12 protein-coding genes and 1 pseudogene are annotated in these 14,821 nt (G+C 71.0%); 6 read left to right on the forward strand and 7 right to left on the reverse strand.

Going from position 1 to position 14,821, the window contains the following annotated elements; genetic code table 11:
* Positions 1-140 precede the first annotated feature (140 nt).
* From SGFS_RS26165 to SGFS_RS26175, 3 genes are all read left to right on the forward strand, one after another.
* Positions 141-1,703 carry a sodium:solute symporter family protein gene (locus SGFS_RS26165; protein ID WP_286253907.1) on the forward strand — a complete coding sequence of 521 codons (1,563 nt, stop codon included), beginning with the start codon at positions 141-143 and terminating at the stop codon, positions 1,701-1,703.
* A gap of 97 nt (positions 1,704-1,800) precedes the next feature.
* The gene (locus SGFS_RS26170) at positions 1,801-2,292 is read left to right on the forward strand and encodes a GNAT family N-acetyltransferase (protein WP_286253908.1); all 492 of its coding nucleotides are present in this window, start codon (positions 1,801-1,803) and stop codon (positions 2,290-2,292) included.
* Between the two features lie 11 nt (positions 2,293-2,303).
* Positions 2,304-2,504, forward strand: coding sequence for a hypothetical protein (locus SGFS_RS26175; protein ID WP_286260462.1), 201 nt, complete (start codon positions 2,304-2,306; stop codon positions 2,502-2,504).
* Between the two features lie 28 nt (positions 2,505-2,532).
* Here the strand turns inward: SGFS_RS26175 and SGFS_RS26180 are convergent, their stop codons facing one another.
* From SGFS_RS26180 to SGFS_RS26195, 4 genes and pseudogenes are all read right to left on the reverse strand, one after another.
* Positions 2,533-2,844: a hypothetical protein gene (locus SGFS_RS26180; RefSeq protein WP_286253909.1), complete on the reverse strand. Its 312-nt coding sequence runs from the start codon at positions 2,842-2,844 to the stop codon at positions 2,533-2,535.
* A gap of 123 nt (positions 2,845-2,967) precedes the next feature.
* The gene (gene cpt / locus SGFS_RS26185; RefSeq protein ID WP_286253910.1) at positions 2,968-3,510 is read right to left on the reverse strand and encodes a chloramphenicol phosphotransferase CPT; all 543 of its coding nucleotides are present in this window, start codon (positions 3,508-3,510) and stop codon (positions 2,968-2,970) included.
* Between the two features lie 43 nt (positions 3,511-3,553).
* The gene (locus SGFS_RS26190; protein ID WP_286260066.1) at positions 3,554-4,081 is read right to left on the reverse strand and encodes a GNAT family N-acetyltransferase; all 528 of its coding nucleotides are present in this window, start codon (positions 4,079-4,081) and stop codon (positions 3,554-3,556) included.
* A pseudogene (locus SGFS_RS26195) lies at positions 4,067-4,501 on the reverse strand (GNAT family N-acetyltransferase); the annotation flags it as partial. The pseudogene SGFS_RS26195 and the gene SGFS_RS26190, both read right to left, overlap by 15 nt.
* A 196-nt stretch (positions 4,502-4,697) precedes the next feature.
* Here SGFS_RS26195 and SGFS_RS26200 point away from each other — a divergent pair.
* On the forward strand, positions 4,698-5,048 hold the full coding sequence (locus SGFS_RS26200) for a hypothetical protein (RefSeq protein ID WP_286253911.1): 351 nt from the start codon (positions 4,698-4,700) through the stop codon (positions 5,046-5,048).
* A gap of 72 nt (positions 5,049-5,120) precedes the next feature.
* Here SGFS_RS26200 and SGFS_RS26205 read toward each other — a convergent pair whose 3' ends face one another.
* Positions 5,121-6,236, reverse strand: coding sequence for an ADP-ribosylglycohydrolase family protein (locus SGFS_RS26205; RefSeq protein WP_286253913.1), 1,116 nt, complete (start codon positions 6,234-6,236; stop codon positions 5,121-5,123).
* 232 nt (positions 6,237-6,468) lie between these two features.
* On the opposite strand from SGFS_RS26205, the gene SGFS_RS26210 reads away from it, so the two are divergent.
* Positions 6,469-7,869: an FG-GAP-like repeat-containing protein gene (locus SGFS_RS26210; RefSeq protein WP_286253914.1), complete on the forward strand. Its 1,401-nt coding sequence runs from the start codon at positions 6,469-6,471 to the stop codon at positions 7,867-7,869.
* 9 nt (positions 7,870-7,878) lie between these two features.
* Here the strand turns inward: SGFS_RS26210 and SGFS_RS26215 are convergent, their stop codons facing one another.
* Entirely contained in the window at positions 7,879-10,635 is a 2,757-nt protein-coding gene (locus SGFS_RS26215; RefSeq protein WP_286253915.1) for a tetratricopeptide repeat protein, read from the reverse strand.
* 134 nt (positions 10,636-10,769) lie between these two features.
* Here SGFS_RS26215 and SGFS_RS26220 point away from each other — a divergent pair, with 134 nt between their 5' ends.
* Positions 10,770-11,291, forward strand: coding sequence for a DUF2165 domain-containing protein (locus tag SGFS_RS26220; protein ID WP_286253917.1), 522 nt, complete (start codon positions 10,770-10,772; stop codon positions 11,289-11,291).
* Positions 11,292-11,346: 55 nt separating this feature from the next.
* Here the strand turns inward: SGFS_RS26220 and SGFS_RS26225 are convergent, their stop codons facing one another.
* Positions 11,347-14,658: a S8 family peptidase gene (locus tag SGFS_RS26225; protein ID WP_434028072.1), complete on the reverse strand. Its 3,312-nt coding sequence runs from the start codon at positions 14,656-14,658 to the stop codon at positions 11,347-11,349.
* Positions 14,659-14,821: the final 163 nt, after the last annotated feature.

Here is a 14,821-nt window from a genome sequence, read left to right on the forward strand (position 1 = left end):
TGATGTTCATATACATAAACCTAGGTCACCGCTCGGAACTTTTTTACTCCCTCTTGACCTTCCACTCGCTTGCCGTGCACGCACCACCGAACTCAGAGTTCACATGCCTGACTCTGGCGGCGGACCCTGGAAGGGGGCCCATGAACAGTCTCGACTGGGCCGTACTGATCGGCTACTTCGGTGTGATGGTCGTGATCGGCGTCTGGTCGCACAAGCGGGTGGACAACGTCAGCGACTTCTTCACCGCCGGCGGCAAGATGCCGTGGTGGCTGTCCGGCATCTCGCACCACATGTCGGGCTACAGCGCGGTGATGTTCACCGGGTACGCGGGCATCGCCTACACCTACGGTGTGACCTCCTTCGTCACCTGGTCCTTCCCCATCGCCCTCGGTATCGCCATCGGCTCCAAGCTCTTCGCGCCGCGCATCAACCGCCTGCGCTCCCGCCTGCATGTGGCGTCCCCTCTCGAGTACCTGAAGAACCGCTACAACCTGCAGACCCAGCAGGCGCTGGCCTGGTCCGGCATGCTGCTGAAGATCGTGGACGTGGGCGCGAAGTGGGCGGCGATCGCGACGCTGCTGTCCGTCTTCACGGGCATATCGCTGAACCAGGGCATCCTCATCACCGGCGGCATCACGGCGATCTACTGCACGATCGGCGGCCTCTGGGCGGACGCGCTCACCGAGTTGGGCCAGTTCGTCATCCAACTCCTCGCGGGCGTCGCGATGTTCGTGGCGGTGGTCGGCGAACTGGGCGACTACGGCGGCTTCTTCGGCGTCTGGGACCGCCCGGAGCTGAAGGGCCACACCGAACCGCTGGTCGGCCCCTACGGGACGGTCTTCCTGCTCGCCTTCCTCTTCATCAAGCTCTTCGAGTACAACGGCGGCATGCTCAACCAGGCCCAGCGCTATATGGCCACGGCGAGCCCGCGCGAGGCCGAGCGCTCGGCACGGCTGTCGGCGGTGCTGTGGCTCGTCTGGCCCCTGGTGCTGTTCTTCCCGATGTGGATGTCGCCGCTGCTGGTGACCTCGGAGAAGGGCGACGGCTCCGACACGTACGCGCTGATGACCGAACAGCTGCTGCCGCACGGCCTGCTGGGCCTGGTGATCGTCGGCTTCTTCTCCCACACGATGGCCATGTGCTCCTCCGACGCGAACGCCATCGCGGCCGTCTTCACACGTGACTGCGCGCCGGTGATCTGGCGCAGGGCGCGGACGTGGAACGAGGGGCAGGGGCTGCGGGTCGCCCGGATCGCGACCGTCGTCTTCCTCGGCCTGTCGATGGCGGCGGCCACACAGGTCAACTCCCCCGCGTTCAAGGACATCATCACGGTCGTCATCAAGTGGGTCGCCGGCCTGATGGGTCCGATGGCGATCCCGATGATGCTCGGCCTGCTCCGCCCGTTCCGCCGCTCCGGCCCGACGGCGGCGCTCACCAGCTGGGCCTGCGGACTGTTCGCCTTCTGGCTGGTCAACTACCCGATCCACTGGAGCATGGAGGGCGGCGTACCGCTCCAGTACCAGGTGTCGATACCGCTGGCGGTCTCCCTGGTTCTGTACATCCTGATCGGCTTCCTGAAGCCGGAGGACACTCCGGAGCGGCTGGCGATCATCGAGAAGATCAACACGGACGGGGACGGGGACGGCGCTGCGGCAGCCGTGCCGGGTCAGGGGGAGCAGGCGTCGAGCCCGACCGGGGTCTGAGGGTTCTCCGGTCGAGGGTTCGAAGGGCCGACTCCCGGTGGGGACCATGGGCCACCGGGAGTCGGCCCAGGCATGGGAACCTGGCAGGATCTCCCACATGATCCGGGCTGCGGTTGCGAACGACGTCACAGAGATCCGCGCGATGATCCGCGAACTGGCCGAGTACGAGCGGGCGGTCGAGCAGGCCAGGGCGACGGAGGAACAACTCCGCCAGGCGCTGTTCGACGACACGCACCCGGCCGCGTTCGCCCTGATCGCCGAGGACGACGACACCGCCGAGACCGTGGGCTACGCCCTGTGGTACCCGCGCTTCTCGACCTGGACGGGCACGCGCGGCATGCACCTGGAGGACCTGTACGTTCGGCCGGGGGCCCGGGGCGGCGGCCACGGCAAGGCCCTGCTCGCCACCCTCGCCGCGCTGTGCGAGCGGGAGGGCTACGAGCGGTTCGAGTGGTGGGTCCTGGACTGGAACGAGCCGGCGGTGGAGTTCTACAAGTCGCTCGGGGTGGAGTTCCTGGACGAGTGGAGGGTGTGCCGGTTGTCGGGGGCGCCGCTGAAGGAATTGGCGGGGCGGGCGCCGGGGCGCTGAGACCGGTGGGCGTGCCTCGGGTGCGATGCTGCTCTTCATGCCCGCACGCCGAACGGGCCGCGACCCGTGACGTCCTACGGGCGCAGGCCCTCCCCCAACTCCGCGAATGGATCACGCGGGCGATCAGCGCCGACGAGACCTGGCGTCTGGCCCCGCACCAGCGCTACCGGGAACTGGCCGACGGCCACCTGACGCACCGCGACGAGATGTGAGCCGGGCCCGGCGGGGACAAGCTGGTGGTCAGTACCGAAAGCTGGCCCGTCCCTCGGAGATGTAGATCATCCAAGGCAGGATGGTTTCACCGTCGCCTTCGGCGCCGTCCACGGGCCGTAGCTCCACGCCGAGGTCCCGGACGGCGGCGACGGCCCCGATCAGCTCCTCGGGGAAGTGCAGTCTGCGGGCTTCCTCCTGGGCGGCGAACAGCGGGCCGAGCCGGTCCCATCCGGCGCGGGGCTCGAAGCGGCAGCGGAACCAGGGCTGGTCGGTGGTGATGTCGAGGAGGAGCCCGACGAGCGAGCCGCCGTGCCAGACCTCGTACGCGGCCGTGCCCACCACATGCCCTCCCCGGATGGTTGATGGCCCCCCATGACGCATCTCGGCGAGCATGCCGGTCGGTCGTGTGTAACCACGGTGTGCGTACGCGTCCCGGCAAGAGGCCTCGCCTGACACGGTCCGTCAGTTCACGTGGGCCGCGATCACCCGCGCGCACGCCAAGGACTCCGTGTGCGTCGTGTCCACCTCCACGTCGTACACGACCCCTTCGTGCACCGCGTCCGCCTGGGACGCGGCCATCCCCCGGACCCGGTCTCCCCGTGCGATCTCCCGGCCCGCCGCTACCTCGCTCTCGCATCGCACGCCGGCCCACAGGACGTTCAGGCCGGGGTCCAGGAGCTTCTGCCAGCGCTGTTGGGCGGCGGCTCCGCCCAGGAAGACGTCGTCGATGATGATTCTCGCGCCGGCTCGGGCCATCGCCACGACGCCCTTCGCCCAGGCCTGCTCCAGCGCCCGGAAGTCCGCGCCGACGGTCACCCCGCCGTCCGCCGCGAACTCGATGCCCCCGTCCGACTCCGACGTCTGCATCCTCGCGGGCATCGCGTCGATGAGTGAGTCGACTCCGAACACCAGCCACGGGTCGGGCAGTACGGCCTGCAGACACCGCACGATCCCCGACTTGCCCGAGCTGGAACCGCCGTTGAGAATGATCATCTGGGTCGTCACGGGGCCACAGTAGGGCGTTCGCCCTCTCACCCCTTCCTCTTTACTACGCGCAGGCCTTCTCCAGGAGCGTGAACGACTTCGGCGCACCGCCGGGCTGCGGCTTGCCCGCCTTGTGGCCGACGACCCGGTAACCGGCGTCCAGGTAGTAGGCGTTCAGGCGCGCGTTGTCCGCCAGGCAGTCCAGGCGTACGAACGTCCGCCCCGCCTCGGCGACGCGGCGCTCCGCGGCACGCAGCAGCGAACGCCCCGTCCCCGGCCGGGCGTTGCCACGGTCCACCATCAGGCGGTGCACATAGCCGGCCACCGGCGGCTGCGGTCCCCAGGCGTCCTCGTCCTCCCACCACAGTTCCCAGGCCCCGGTCACGCGGCCGTCGGACTCGGCGAGCCAGACCTCGCCACTCGCCATGGTCCGGCGGAAGTGGTCCTCGCCCAGCTGGCCGGGCCGCCACTGGTTGGTGACGCCCCGGGCGAGCATCCAGCGGGCGGCGTCGTCGCGCAGACGGACGAGCGTGGGGAGGTCGGTTTCGTCGGCGAGGCGGAAGTGGAGACCGCCGGGCGGCTTCCGCACCATGAACACATCCACCGGGTCCTCCGATTCGACCGTGAACCCAAGGCGCTCGTACAGCCGTCGAGCCGGGCTCCCCTGCAATACGTTCAGCCGGACCAGGACGCCGTCCTCGTCGGTCCTCTCCAGCAGTTCGCGCAGCACCCCGGTGCCGATCCCCGTGCCCTGTACGTCTTGCGCCAGGTAGAAGTGCTCCAGCCAGTGGGCCTCGGCGGACGGGCGGAGGGCTACGCAGCCGGCGAAGGTGGTGTTCGTCTCGATGATCCAGGTGTGGGCGGGGTCGAAGCCGTCGCGCAGGCGTTGGCGGACACGGTGGGGGTCGTAGCGGCCCAGGCGTTCCAGGTCGGGGCGCATGACCACGGCGCGTAGTTCGGCCACCGCTTCCATGTCCGTCGCCGATGCCTGTCGTATGTGCCAGTCCGCCATGATCGGCACGTTATCGCGCTCCGGCGGCCGGTGAGCCGTGGGCGACGGCAGCGCGCTACCGCGCTCTTACATGGCCGCTGCGGCCCAGCCACACTTCGCCTTGCCCAAATCTCCACCTAGCCTTCACAAATCGCAGCAGCCAGACTGGCGCCGCTTTCCAGTCGCGTCGACTGGACCAACACAGGGGAGATTTGTCATGAGCATGCTGTTCATGGTGAAGCGAAACGCGAAGCGACTGGGTGTGCTGACCGCGATGGCGGTGGGGCCACTGATGCTCGCCGCCACGCCCGCCTTCGCCGCCACCGTCTACGAGGGCTCCGACTACGCCTACAACTCGGGCACCACGCTCTACGCCTGCGACAGGGAGCAGGACGGCAACGGCGTCTACGCCGAGTACTGGGGCAGCGGCTCCGTCCACGGGACCGTCTGGGACGGGAACGGCTCGTCGGCCGGATGCGGGTACGCGACCATAGGCACCCTGGCCTCGTTCCGGGTATGTGAGGACGACCTGGGCGCGGACACCTGTTCGTCCCGCGTGTATCTCTGACCGTCTGCCGTCCGACCGTCCGGCCCGTGCGTCACCCCGACGCGCGGGCCTCCCTCACGTCACGGCCCGCCCTCAGCCCCGCGGATACCGCGTCAGCCACCCCGGCACCGCCCCGCCCGGCCCGTGCAGCGCCGGGCCCTGGGTCATCTCCAGGGCGAAGTCGTCCGCCAGGACCAGTAGCGTGGGACGGCCCTCCAGCTCCGCCAGCCAGCCCGGGGGGAGTGCCGTCTCGCCGTGGAGGGCGCCCAGCAGACCGCCCGTCAGGGCTCCCGCCGCGCCCGAGTGGCCGCTGTGGTTGACCGCCAGACACAGACCTTGGCGTACGTCCTCGCCGACCAGGGTGCAGTAGACCGCCACCGCCAGCAGGCCCTCCGCCGTGCCCGCCCCGGCCAGCTCCTGGACCAGGGCCGCGGACGGGGGGCCCGTGCGTACGGCGGTGAGGGACTGCTGGAGCGCCTCGGCCACCGGGGGGTGGCCGGGGCGGGCCGCGAGGAGGACCAGGGTTTTCTGCACCGCCGCGTCCAGGCTCTCGCCCCGGGCCAGGGCGTGCACGATCACCGCGTACGCGCCCGCCGCCAGGTACGCCACCGGGTGGCCGTGGGTCTGGGCCGCGCACTCCACCGCCAGTTGGAAGACCAACTGGGGTTCCCAGCCGACCAGCAGGCCGAAGGGGGCCGAGCGGGCCGCCGCCTCCGCGCCGAACTCGCCGGGGTTCTTGGGGGCGTCCAGTGTGCCCATCGTGTCGTCGGCGAAGCCGAGCAGGCAGGCGCTGGACGGGTCGCGCCGCGCGTAGAGCCACTCCTCACGGGCGAGCCAGCCGTCGTCCTTGCGGCGCTCGTCGGGGCCCCAGTCGCGCTGGGTGGCCGCCCAGCGCAGATACGCCCGGTGCAGATCCGTCGGCGGGTGCCAGACGCCGATGTCGCGGCGGACCTGGGCGCGGATCAGGCCGTCGACCGTGAAGAGGGTGAGCTGGGTGAGGTCCGTCACGGCGCCGCGTCTGCCGTACGCGGGGGCCAGGTCGGTCAGGCCGTCGGGGCCGTACGCCTCGCCGATCTCGGGCAGCGAGAGCGCGTCGACGGGCGAGCCCAGCGCGTCGCCGACGGCCGCGCCCAGCAGCGTCCCGCGCACCCGGCTGCGGAAGTCCTGCTGCTCGACTCTGCCCCAGACGGCCCCGGCTGTCGCACCCACCCCGGCCTCCTCATGGCCCCGACCCCCGTACGTCAGTACGTAAGTACATCCGTACGCCCGTACGGCCCGACAGTCCAGCACTGTAATCGAACAGGAACGGTCCATTCAGGGGTCTCGGTGAGCACTGTCAGCCCTTTAAACACAACCGTTCGGAGGCTTTGGTGGTCAGAGGGATCGGATGTGAACAAACCATGCTGCGAGTCCGACTCCTGGAGTATCCGTGCCCCTTCGCATGAGCCGTCGTACCAAGGTCGCGGGCTGTACCGCCGTCGCCGCCGCGCTGCTGGCCGCGCCCCTGGCCCTGGCCGCCCCGGCCTCGGCCGCCCCCAAGCCGCCGATCGTCGACTTCAACGGCGACGGTTACGCCGACCTCGCGATCCAGGCGCCGTTCGGGTCCCTCCAGGGCGTCGCGCACGCGGGCTACGTCTCGATCGTGTACGGCTCCCCGACGGGCATGGACCTGGAGCACCCGGAGAACATCTCGCAGGACCTGACCTGGGTGCCCGGCGAGGCCTCGGAGACGTACTTCGGCAGTTCCACGGCCGCCCGCGATCTCGACGGCGACGGCTACACCGACCTCGTGGTGTCCGCGGGGAACAACAACTCGGCGATCGTGTGGGGCACCTCGGGCGGCCTGCACGAGGCGACCGCGCTCTCCGGCCACCTCAGCGGCCTGGTCGACGGCGACTTCAACGGCGACGGCGAGGGCGACTTCGCCGCCAGGACCAACGGGACCGTCAAGGTCTTCCTCGGCCCGTTCACCCGCGCCGGGGCGCCCGCCTCGACCACCACCCTGCCCGAGGACAGGGACGACGTCTACGACCTCGTCGCCGGCGACATGAACGGCGACGGCAAGGACGACCTCGTCACCACGCACGGCCACGAGGAGCGCGCGTACAAGGCCCGCTGGTGGAAGGGGACCTCGACCGGTCTCAGCAAGACGTACAAGACCACCGGGCACTACACGGACGGCGGTGTGATCGCCGACGTGAACATGGACGGCTACGGCGACTACGTGGCCTCCGACGTCGGCTCCGTCTCAGAGATGTCGATGTACGAGGCGGGCACCGTCCGTGTCGTCTACGGCGGCGCGTCGGGCCCGACCACCCGTACCGCGACGATCACGCAGGACACCAAGGGCGTCCCCGGCGTCGGCGAGGCCGGGTGGCGGGGCGGCGACGACTCCGACTACGGCGACCAGTTCGGCTACTCCCTGGCCGCCGGTGACGTGACCGGCGACGGCTACCCCGACATCGCGGTCGGCGTGCCCGGCGAGGACATCGGCTCCGTCCGCGACGCGGGCTCGGTCGTTCTGCTCAAGGGCGGCAGGGCCGGTCTGACCGGCACCGGCGCGCAGGCCGTCGACCAGTCCGACGCCGGGGTGCCCGGTGCCTCCGAGGCCGGCGACCAGTTCGGCCGCGAGGTCTCCCTGCTCGACGTGAACTCCAACAACCGCGCCGACCTCGCCGTCTCGGCCCCGACCGAGGACGGCACGTACAAGGACTCCGGCGCGGTCTGGGTCTTCCGGGGCTCCAAGGCCGGGCTGACCACGACCAGCATCACCTCCTTCGGGCCGAAGACGGTGTGGGGGCCGGAGAAGGAGGCGATGTTCGGGTCGGGCTTCGCGAAGTAGCCCCGCCCGCTACTCGTGCCGCGTCCGGGCCGCCTCCGCGACCCGGGCGCGGATCTCCTGGGCCCAGACGTCCCCGTCCCCCAGTTCCCGGGCCTGCTCGACGTCCGCCAACGCCCGCTCGTTCAGGCCGAGTTGGAGGTGGACCTGGGCACGGCGGCGCAGCGCCCACACGTACTGGGGGCGGAGTGCCAGCGCGCGGTCCAGGTCCGCGAGGGCCTCGTCGTGGCGGCCCAGCTCGCTGCGGGAGGCGGCCCGGCTCGCGTACGCCGACGCGTACGCCTCGTCGAGTCCGATAGCGCGGTCGTAGTCGTCCAGGGCCTCCGCGTGCCGGCCGGCGGCCCGCAGCGCGTCGCCCCGCTCACAGCGGAACCAGGCCGAGTCCGGTTGCAGGGCGACCGCGTGGTGCAGGTCGGCCAGCTGCCGGGCGGGCTGCCCGAGGGCCCGCTGCGCACGGGCCCGGCGCACCAGCGCCCAGCCGTAGTCCCGTTGCAGCTCCAGCGCGTGGTCCAGGTCGGTGAGCGCGCCGACGGCGTCGCCCAGGGCGAGGCGGGTGGCGCCCCGGGAGGCCCAGGCGAACTCCCGTGCCGGGTCGAGCCGGATCGCCTTGTCGAGGTCGTCGAGCGCCCGGTCGTGGTCGCGCAGGATGCGGTGGTACTCACCTCGGGTGGCGAGGTTGCGGGCGTGCGCGGGGGCCAGTTCGAGGGCCCGGTCCAGGTCGGCGACGGCGGTCTCGTAGTCGCCGAGGTCGGCTCGGGTGAGGGCCCGGCCGCGGTGGGCGCGGACCAGGGTGTGCCGGGTGAGTCCGGTCCTGTCGCGCGTACTCGGGCTTTCGCCCGGCGCGGTGTCCAGGGCGAGGGCACGGTCGTACTCCCCGAGGGCCCCCTCGTACGCGCCCGCGCCGCGCAGCGTGTTGCCGCGTACCACCCGGGCGAGGGCCTGTGCGGTGTCGTCGAACCCGGCGCGGTTCAGCAGCAGGCCGAGCGCGGGGACGACGCCGCCCTCGGCGAGCGCAGCCAGCAGGTCGTGGCCCCACCGCGCCACGGGTTCCGCACCGCCGTCCCGCCCGGCGTCCGCGAGGGCCCGCGCCCACCTCAGGGCGGTCGCGTCACCCAGGTCGCAGGCGTCGACGAAGTCCCGCAGCACCTCGGGCAGCGCGGCTCGGCCGTCGGCGCAGAGCGCGTGGTACGACTCGGCGAGCCGTAGCTCGCGCCAGCGGTCCTCGGCCCACAACTCGCGGGGGTCCGGCGGGAGTTCCGGTCCCGTCCGGGTATGGGTGCCGGCGTCAGCGGAGGTGCCTGCGTCAGGGGCTGTACGGGCGCCGGTGACGGCATAGGCAGCGGCGCCTGCGTCGGGGGCCGTGCGGGCATCGGTGTCCGCGCCGGTCGCGCCCCGCCGGGCCGCCGTGGCCGACTCCCCCTCGGCCTCGCCCCGCCACGCCCCGAACGCCTCCGCCAGCCTCCGCTGCCGCTCCGCCCACCGCCGGGGTGAGCGCAGTCGCTGGAGGCGGACCATCGGGGTGCGGACGACGTCGTGGTAGAGCACGCGGTCGCCGCGGTCGCTGACGAACGGCAGACCGCGCAGCCAGGCGAACAGTTCGTCGGCCTCGTCCTCCGCGCAGGCGACTGCGGCCCGGAACACCTCCGCGTCCAGCCGCCGGGGCAGGGCGCAGGCGAGGGCCACGTCCTGGCGTACGGGATCGCGCTCCCACTTGAGGAAGCGGTCGACGGCGGTGGCGCTCGGGTCGCCCACGTCGTCGGGGTCGGCGGGGCGCGCCTCGGCCAGGGTCGAGACGAGCACCGGCAGGCCGCCGGTGAGCCGCAGCACCTCCGCGACCACCGGCTCGGCGAGGACCCCCTTGCCCGCGAGCAGGCCCCGGGACTCCGCCTCCGTGAAGGGGGCGAGCGGTACGTCCGCGACGAGCCAGGCGAGGTCGCTCCAGCGTGCGGTGTCGAGGGGCTGCTGCCCGGCGGTGACGACCACGACGTTGCCCGGCACGGGCCCGTGGCGGTCGCCGGCCATCACCTCGTGCAGCCAGGCGTCGAGGAAGGGCCCGGTGCGTTCGTAGGTGTCGAAGAAGAGGACCAGCCAGGGGACCTCGGCGGCGGCCCGCTCCAGCTCCTCCAGGAGTACGGGGGTGAGGACCCGTTCGGGGTGCAGTACGAGCTGTGCGTCCTCCTGGTTGCGGAAGCGCGCGGTGAGCCCGGCCCGCAACTGGTCGGCGCCCCGGGCGATTTGGGTCGGGTCGACGGCTCCGGTGAAGGCGCCGGCGCCCGGCACCAGCCCGCCCGCCACGGCGAGCGCGGCCCGCGACACCGCGACGCTTCCCGCCGAGGGCTCCCCGGCGGCGCCCGGATCCGTCGGCGCCGCGGCCGTGACGGCGGCCAGCTCGGCCTCGTGCACCCGCTCCCGGTGTGTGGCCAGCAGCCGCTCCAGCTCCTTGAACCGCCGTCCCTGCCGGGCGAGTTGCGCACAGATCGCCGCCAGCGCCTCGGGCACGCTGCCCGCGGCCTCGTCGACGTACGCGGTGAGCGCCTCGCGTTCCCGGGCGAGCTGCTCCCACTCCCGTACGAGGAAGGTCTTGCCGACGCCCGCGGTGCCGTGGACGTGGAACACACAGCGGTGCCGTTCGTCCTCGATCGGAAGGTCGAAGTTGGCGCGGAACGCGGCCCGTTCGGCGTCCCGGCCGACGAAGCCCTGCCGTCTCCGCCGCCGGATCAGCTCCTGCACCGACGGTACCGACCGCCCCGACGGCTGTGCCCGCCCCATCCCCGCCCTCCACTCCCTCGACCCGCCGTGCGACTGGCCGCCCTGCGACGCCTCCCCAGTCTGACCCACGGCCACTCGCCAACTCGCCGAAAAACACCTGGGGTTGCGGGGGCTCGTGTGGGGATAGTTGATCCATGGCCGTAAACCAGTCACCCCGTTCGTCCCTCATACCGCTCGCCGCCACGCTGCTCGTCGGCACGGTCGCCCTCTACATGGCGCTCGTCGCCTTCAGCAACATCACCGACTTCGACACCAACCGCGCGTTCGTCCAGCATGTGCTCGCCATGGACACCACGTTCAAGGACGAGGACCTGATGTGGCGGTCCATCGAGTCCAAGGGGCTTCAGGACACGGTCTACGTCGCCGTCATCGTCTGGGAGACGGTCGCCGCCCTCGTCCTGATCGCCGCCACCTATCTGTGGGCCGCGTCCCTGCGCCACCGCGTCTTCCGCACGGCCCGCCGCTGCGGCACCCTCGGCCTGCTGATGGTCATGCTGCTCTTCGGCGCCGGTTTCATCGCGATCGGCGGCGAGTGGTTCGTGATGTGGCAGTCGAAGAACTGGAACGGGCTCGACGCGGCGCTGAGAGTGTTCCTGCTGAGCGGGGTCGTGCTGGTGGTGACACAGCTGCCTACGACTGAGCCGGCGGCCGGGTAGTTCCCCGACCACCAGCTCATCCGCCGCTAACCGGTTAAACCGGTTAGCTCCGGGCTCACCTACCGACGTACGCGTCGTACACCGAGATCGCCGACTTGTTGCCCTTCTTGTCGGTGATCTTGGCGCGCAGCGAGACCGACTTGTCCTTCGCCGGGCTCTTGACCGTGATCTTGCCCTTCTTGACCGTGGTCTTCTTCCAGGTCTTGCCGTGGTCGTAGGACACGTACACCGTCAGCGACTTGAGGTTCTTGCCCTTGGCGGCGCCCTCGACGGCGACCGGGTAGGTGACGGTCCTGCCGGCCGCCAGGCGGCTGTCCAGGTCGAGCGGTGCCTTGAAGCGGACTGTGGAGGTGGGCAGCTCGGTCGGCACGCCGGAGGTCGTCTTCTTGGAGTGGAACGTCCAGCTCGCGTCGATCCGCGTGGAGACGGCGTGGAGCTCGGAGCTCCGCCTGGCCGTGGTGGTGAGCCTGTACTCGGCGTTGCCGGCCGGGACCTTGAACGTCTTGCCGAAGGTGGGCGGCTCGGCGACCGAGCCGACCTTCTTGCCGTTGCGGTACAGCGTGGTCGTCGCCGAGGTGAGGTCGGACTCGGCCCGCTGCCCGTCGCCGTCGACGAGGAGCGGGATCATGCCGTAGATGCCCTGGGTGTCACGGAAGACGCCGAACCCGCCGCGGGTCGCCCGCGGTGCGAACACGCCCGCATTGAACGTCTGCCGATAGATCTTGCCCGCGGAGAACTCGTGGAATTCGGTGGAGTCGATGGTCACCTCGGGGATCGGGTGACCTTCGTCGTCCAGCTTGTCCGCGAACTGGGCGAAGGTGAAGAACCACGAGGCGTCGTACGCGGTCGACAGATACAGCGTGCGGGTGGCGGGCAGCTGCTGCTGGACCGGGGTGTGCAGGCCGTGGTCGAAGCCCACGGCGACGTTCATGTCGAGCGCGCCGGTCCTGCCGGGAGCCGAGGCGCCCAGGCCGGCCTTCACGGTGGCGAGTTCGCTCGCCCTGTAGTGGTGGACGGGCGCGAAGACCTGCTTCACCTCACGCTTGCCGACGATGTCGTACTCCGCGTCGGCGCCCTTGGTCCACTGCCCGGACCAGGTCTGGACCAGGTACGGGTCGGGCATCGCCGCTCCGACGTGCGCGACGCGTATGTCGGAGAAGGAGGGCATGACCACGGTGTTGGTCAGGTTGTTCCGCAACGGCATGTACCGGTACGTCAGCATCGCGGTCAGCGGCTTGGCGTCGGCGTCGGGCACGGTGATGTCGGCCTGCCGGGTCCTGCTCAGGTCGAGGGTGATCGTCGTGTTCTTGTCGATCTTCAGCAGGGGCTGCGTCAGCCAGTCGACACCGCCCGGGGTCGTGTCGAAGTCCTTCGCGCTGAGCGAGTCCAGGAAGTACGTGCCCTTGGGGACGCGGAAGGTGACGGTGTCGTCGGTGGTGGGCTCGTCGTTCATGAAGTTGGCGGAGTCCCAGTCCGTCGACCACAGGCTGGCGAAGTGCTTCAGGTCCCGCCCGGGGCGGTCGACGTGCTTGATGGTGACGTCGTACGCCTCGCTCTCCCGCTCGACGCCCACCGCACTGCGTACGGCCTGGCCGTCGCCCGCGGCGGTCACGCTCGCGGAGTAACCGCCGTCGAGCGTGCCCAGCTTGGTGTTCACGGTGACGTCGACGGACGCCGTGCCGCCGGCCGGGACGGTGACCGTCTTCGCGCCGAGGGTGAAGAAGCCCGCCGGGGCCGCCTTGCCCTTCGGGTCGAAGCCCGCGGCCGACAGGGTCAGCGTCACGTCCTTCGTACCGTTGTTGCGGTACGTCAGCTTCCTGCTGACCGGGGTGTCGTCGGTGTGCGGCCACAGTTGGACGGGGAAGCCCACCGAGGTCGGCTCGGCGACCACGGTCCGGCCGAGCGCCCGGTCGACCTGGATACGGCCCGTGCCGCCCTGCAGCGGGGCGTACTTGCCGGCCGTGGCCGAGCCCATGAGCGCGGCCTTCAGCTCACCGGACTTCCAGTCCGGGTGGGCCTGCTTCAGCAGGGCGGCGGCACCGGCGACGTGCGGGGTCGCCATCGACGTACCCGAGATCGACATGTACCCGGCCGGCTTCTCGCCGACCTCCTTGGCGATGAGGTTGCCCTTGGCCGAGGCCGCGGTGATGGCCACGCCGGGCGCGCTCACGTCCGGCTTCATCCGGCCGTCCACGGTCGGGCCCCGGCTGGAGAACTTCGCGAGCTTGTCGGCGCCGTCGACGGCGCCGACGGTGAGCGCGGCCGCCGCGCTGCCCGGGGAGCCGATGGTCTTGACGCCGCCCTCGCCCTCGTTGCCCGCGGCGATCGCGAAGAGGATGCCCTTCTCCTCGGACAGCTGGTTGACCAGGGCCTCCATCGGGTCGATCTCGGGGCTGTCGCCGCCGCCCAGGCTGAGGTTGACGATGTCGGCGCCCTGCGCGGCGGCCCACTCCATGCCCGCGATGATGCCGGAGTCGTCGCCCTCGCCCTCGTCGTTGAGGACCTTGCCGTTGAGGATCTTCGCCCCGGGCGCGACGCCCTTGTACTTGGCGCCGGTGCCCGCCACGATGGAGGCGACGTGCGTGCCGTGGCCGACCTTGTCACCGGTGGTGCGGGCCTGGGTGAAGTTCTTGGAGGCGATCACCTGGCCCTTGAGGTCCGGGTGGGTGGTGTCGATGCCCGTGTCCAGGACGGCGACCTTGATGCCCTTGCCGTCGTAGCCCTTCGCCCAGACCTCGGGCGCGCCGATCTGCGGCACGGACTTGTCGAGGGCGGCCTTGCGGACGCCGTCGAGCCAGACGTGGGAGATGCCGGAGGCCACCTTCTCGCCGTTGGTGAGGGCGTCCCACAGCTCCGGTGTGTCCTCGGCGGGTGCCTGGACGGAGTCGAGGTTCAGGTTCTTGTAGGTCCGGCGGAGGTCTCCCGCGTCCCGGACATCGGCCTTCGCAGTGCGTGCCGTGCCCTTGTAGCCGACGATGACCTTGACGCCGTCGCGCTGGTTCCTGCGGTTGGCCGCCTCGTTGAGCTCCGTGACGTCGAACAGCCGCCGGTCGAGCCTGCCGCCGGCGACCATCCGGGCCGCGTCCACCGGCAGGACCAGGGTGTGGCCGTCGATCTCCCGCATCTGCACGGGAATCCGCTCACGCCCCTCGGCCCGCTCCAGTCCGGTGACCCGGCCCTTCGCGTCCATCACGACCCGGTCACCGGTGATGAGGGTGACCCGGTCCGTGCCAGTGGCTTCCCCACTCTTCGCGGCTGCCGGCGCCACTGCCGGCCCCTCCGGCGTCGCCAGTGCCGGGCTGTTCAGTCCGCCGGTCAGAACCACCGCCGCGGTCGTCGCGGCTGTGGCCGCGCACGCTTTGCTCACTCGTCTGCGCAAGGTTCCCCCAAGCCGGAGTGCCGGGTGAACCGTCTGTCCATCCCGGTACGAGCGGGACGGCCGTACGCTCGTCCCCGCTTCGCACAGAGGGATGGCACAGCGGAGTAACACGTTCCGCTGGCGTCAGGACGGGATAAGGACTTGACCGACC

The sequence above is a fragment of the Streptomyces graminofaciens genome (genome assembly GCF_030294945.1).
Taxonomy (GTDB): domain Bacteria; phylum Actinomycetota; class Actinomycetes; order Streptomycetales; family Streptomycetaceae; genus Streptomyces; species Streptomyces graminofaciens.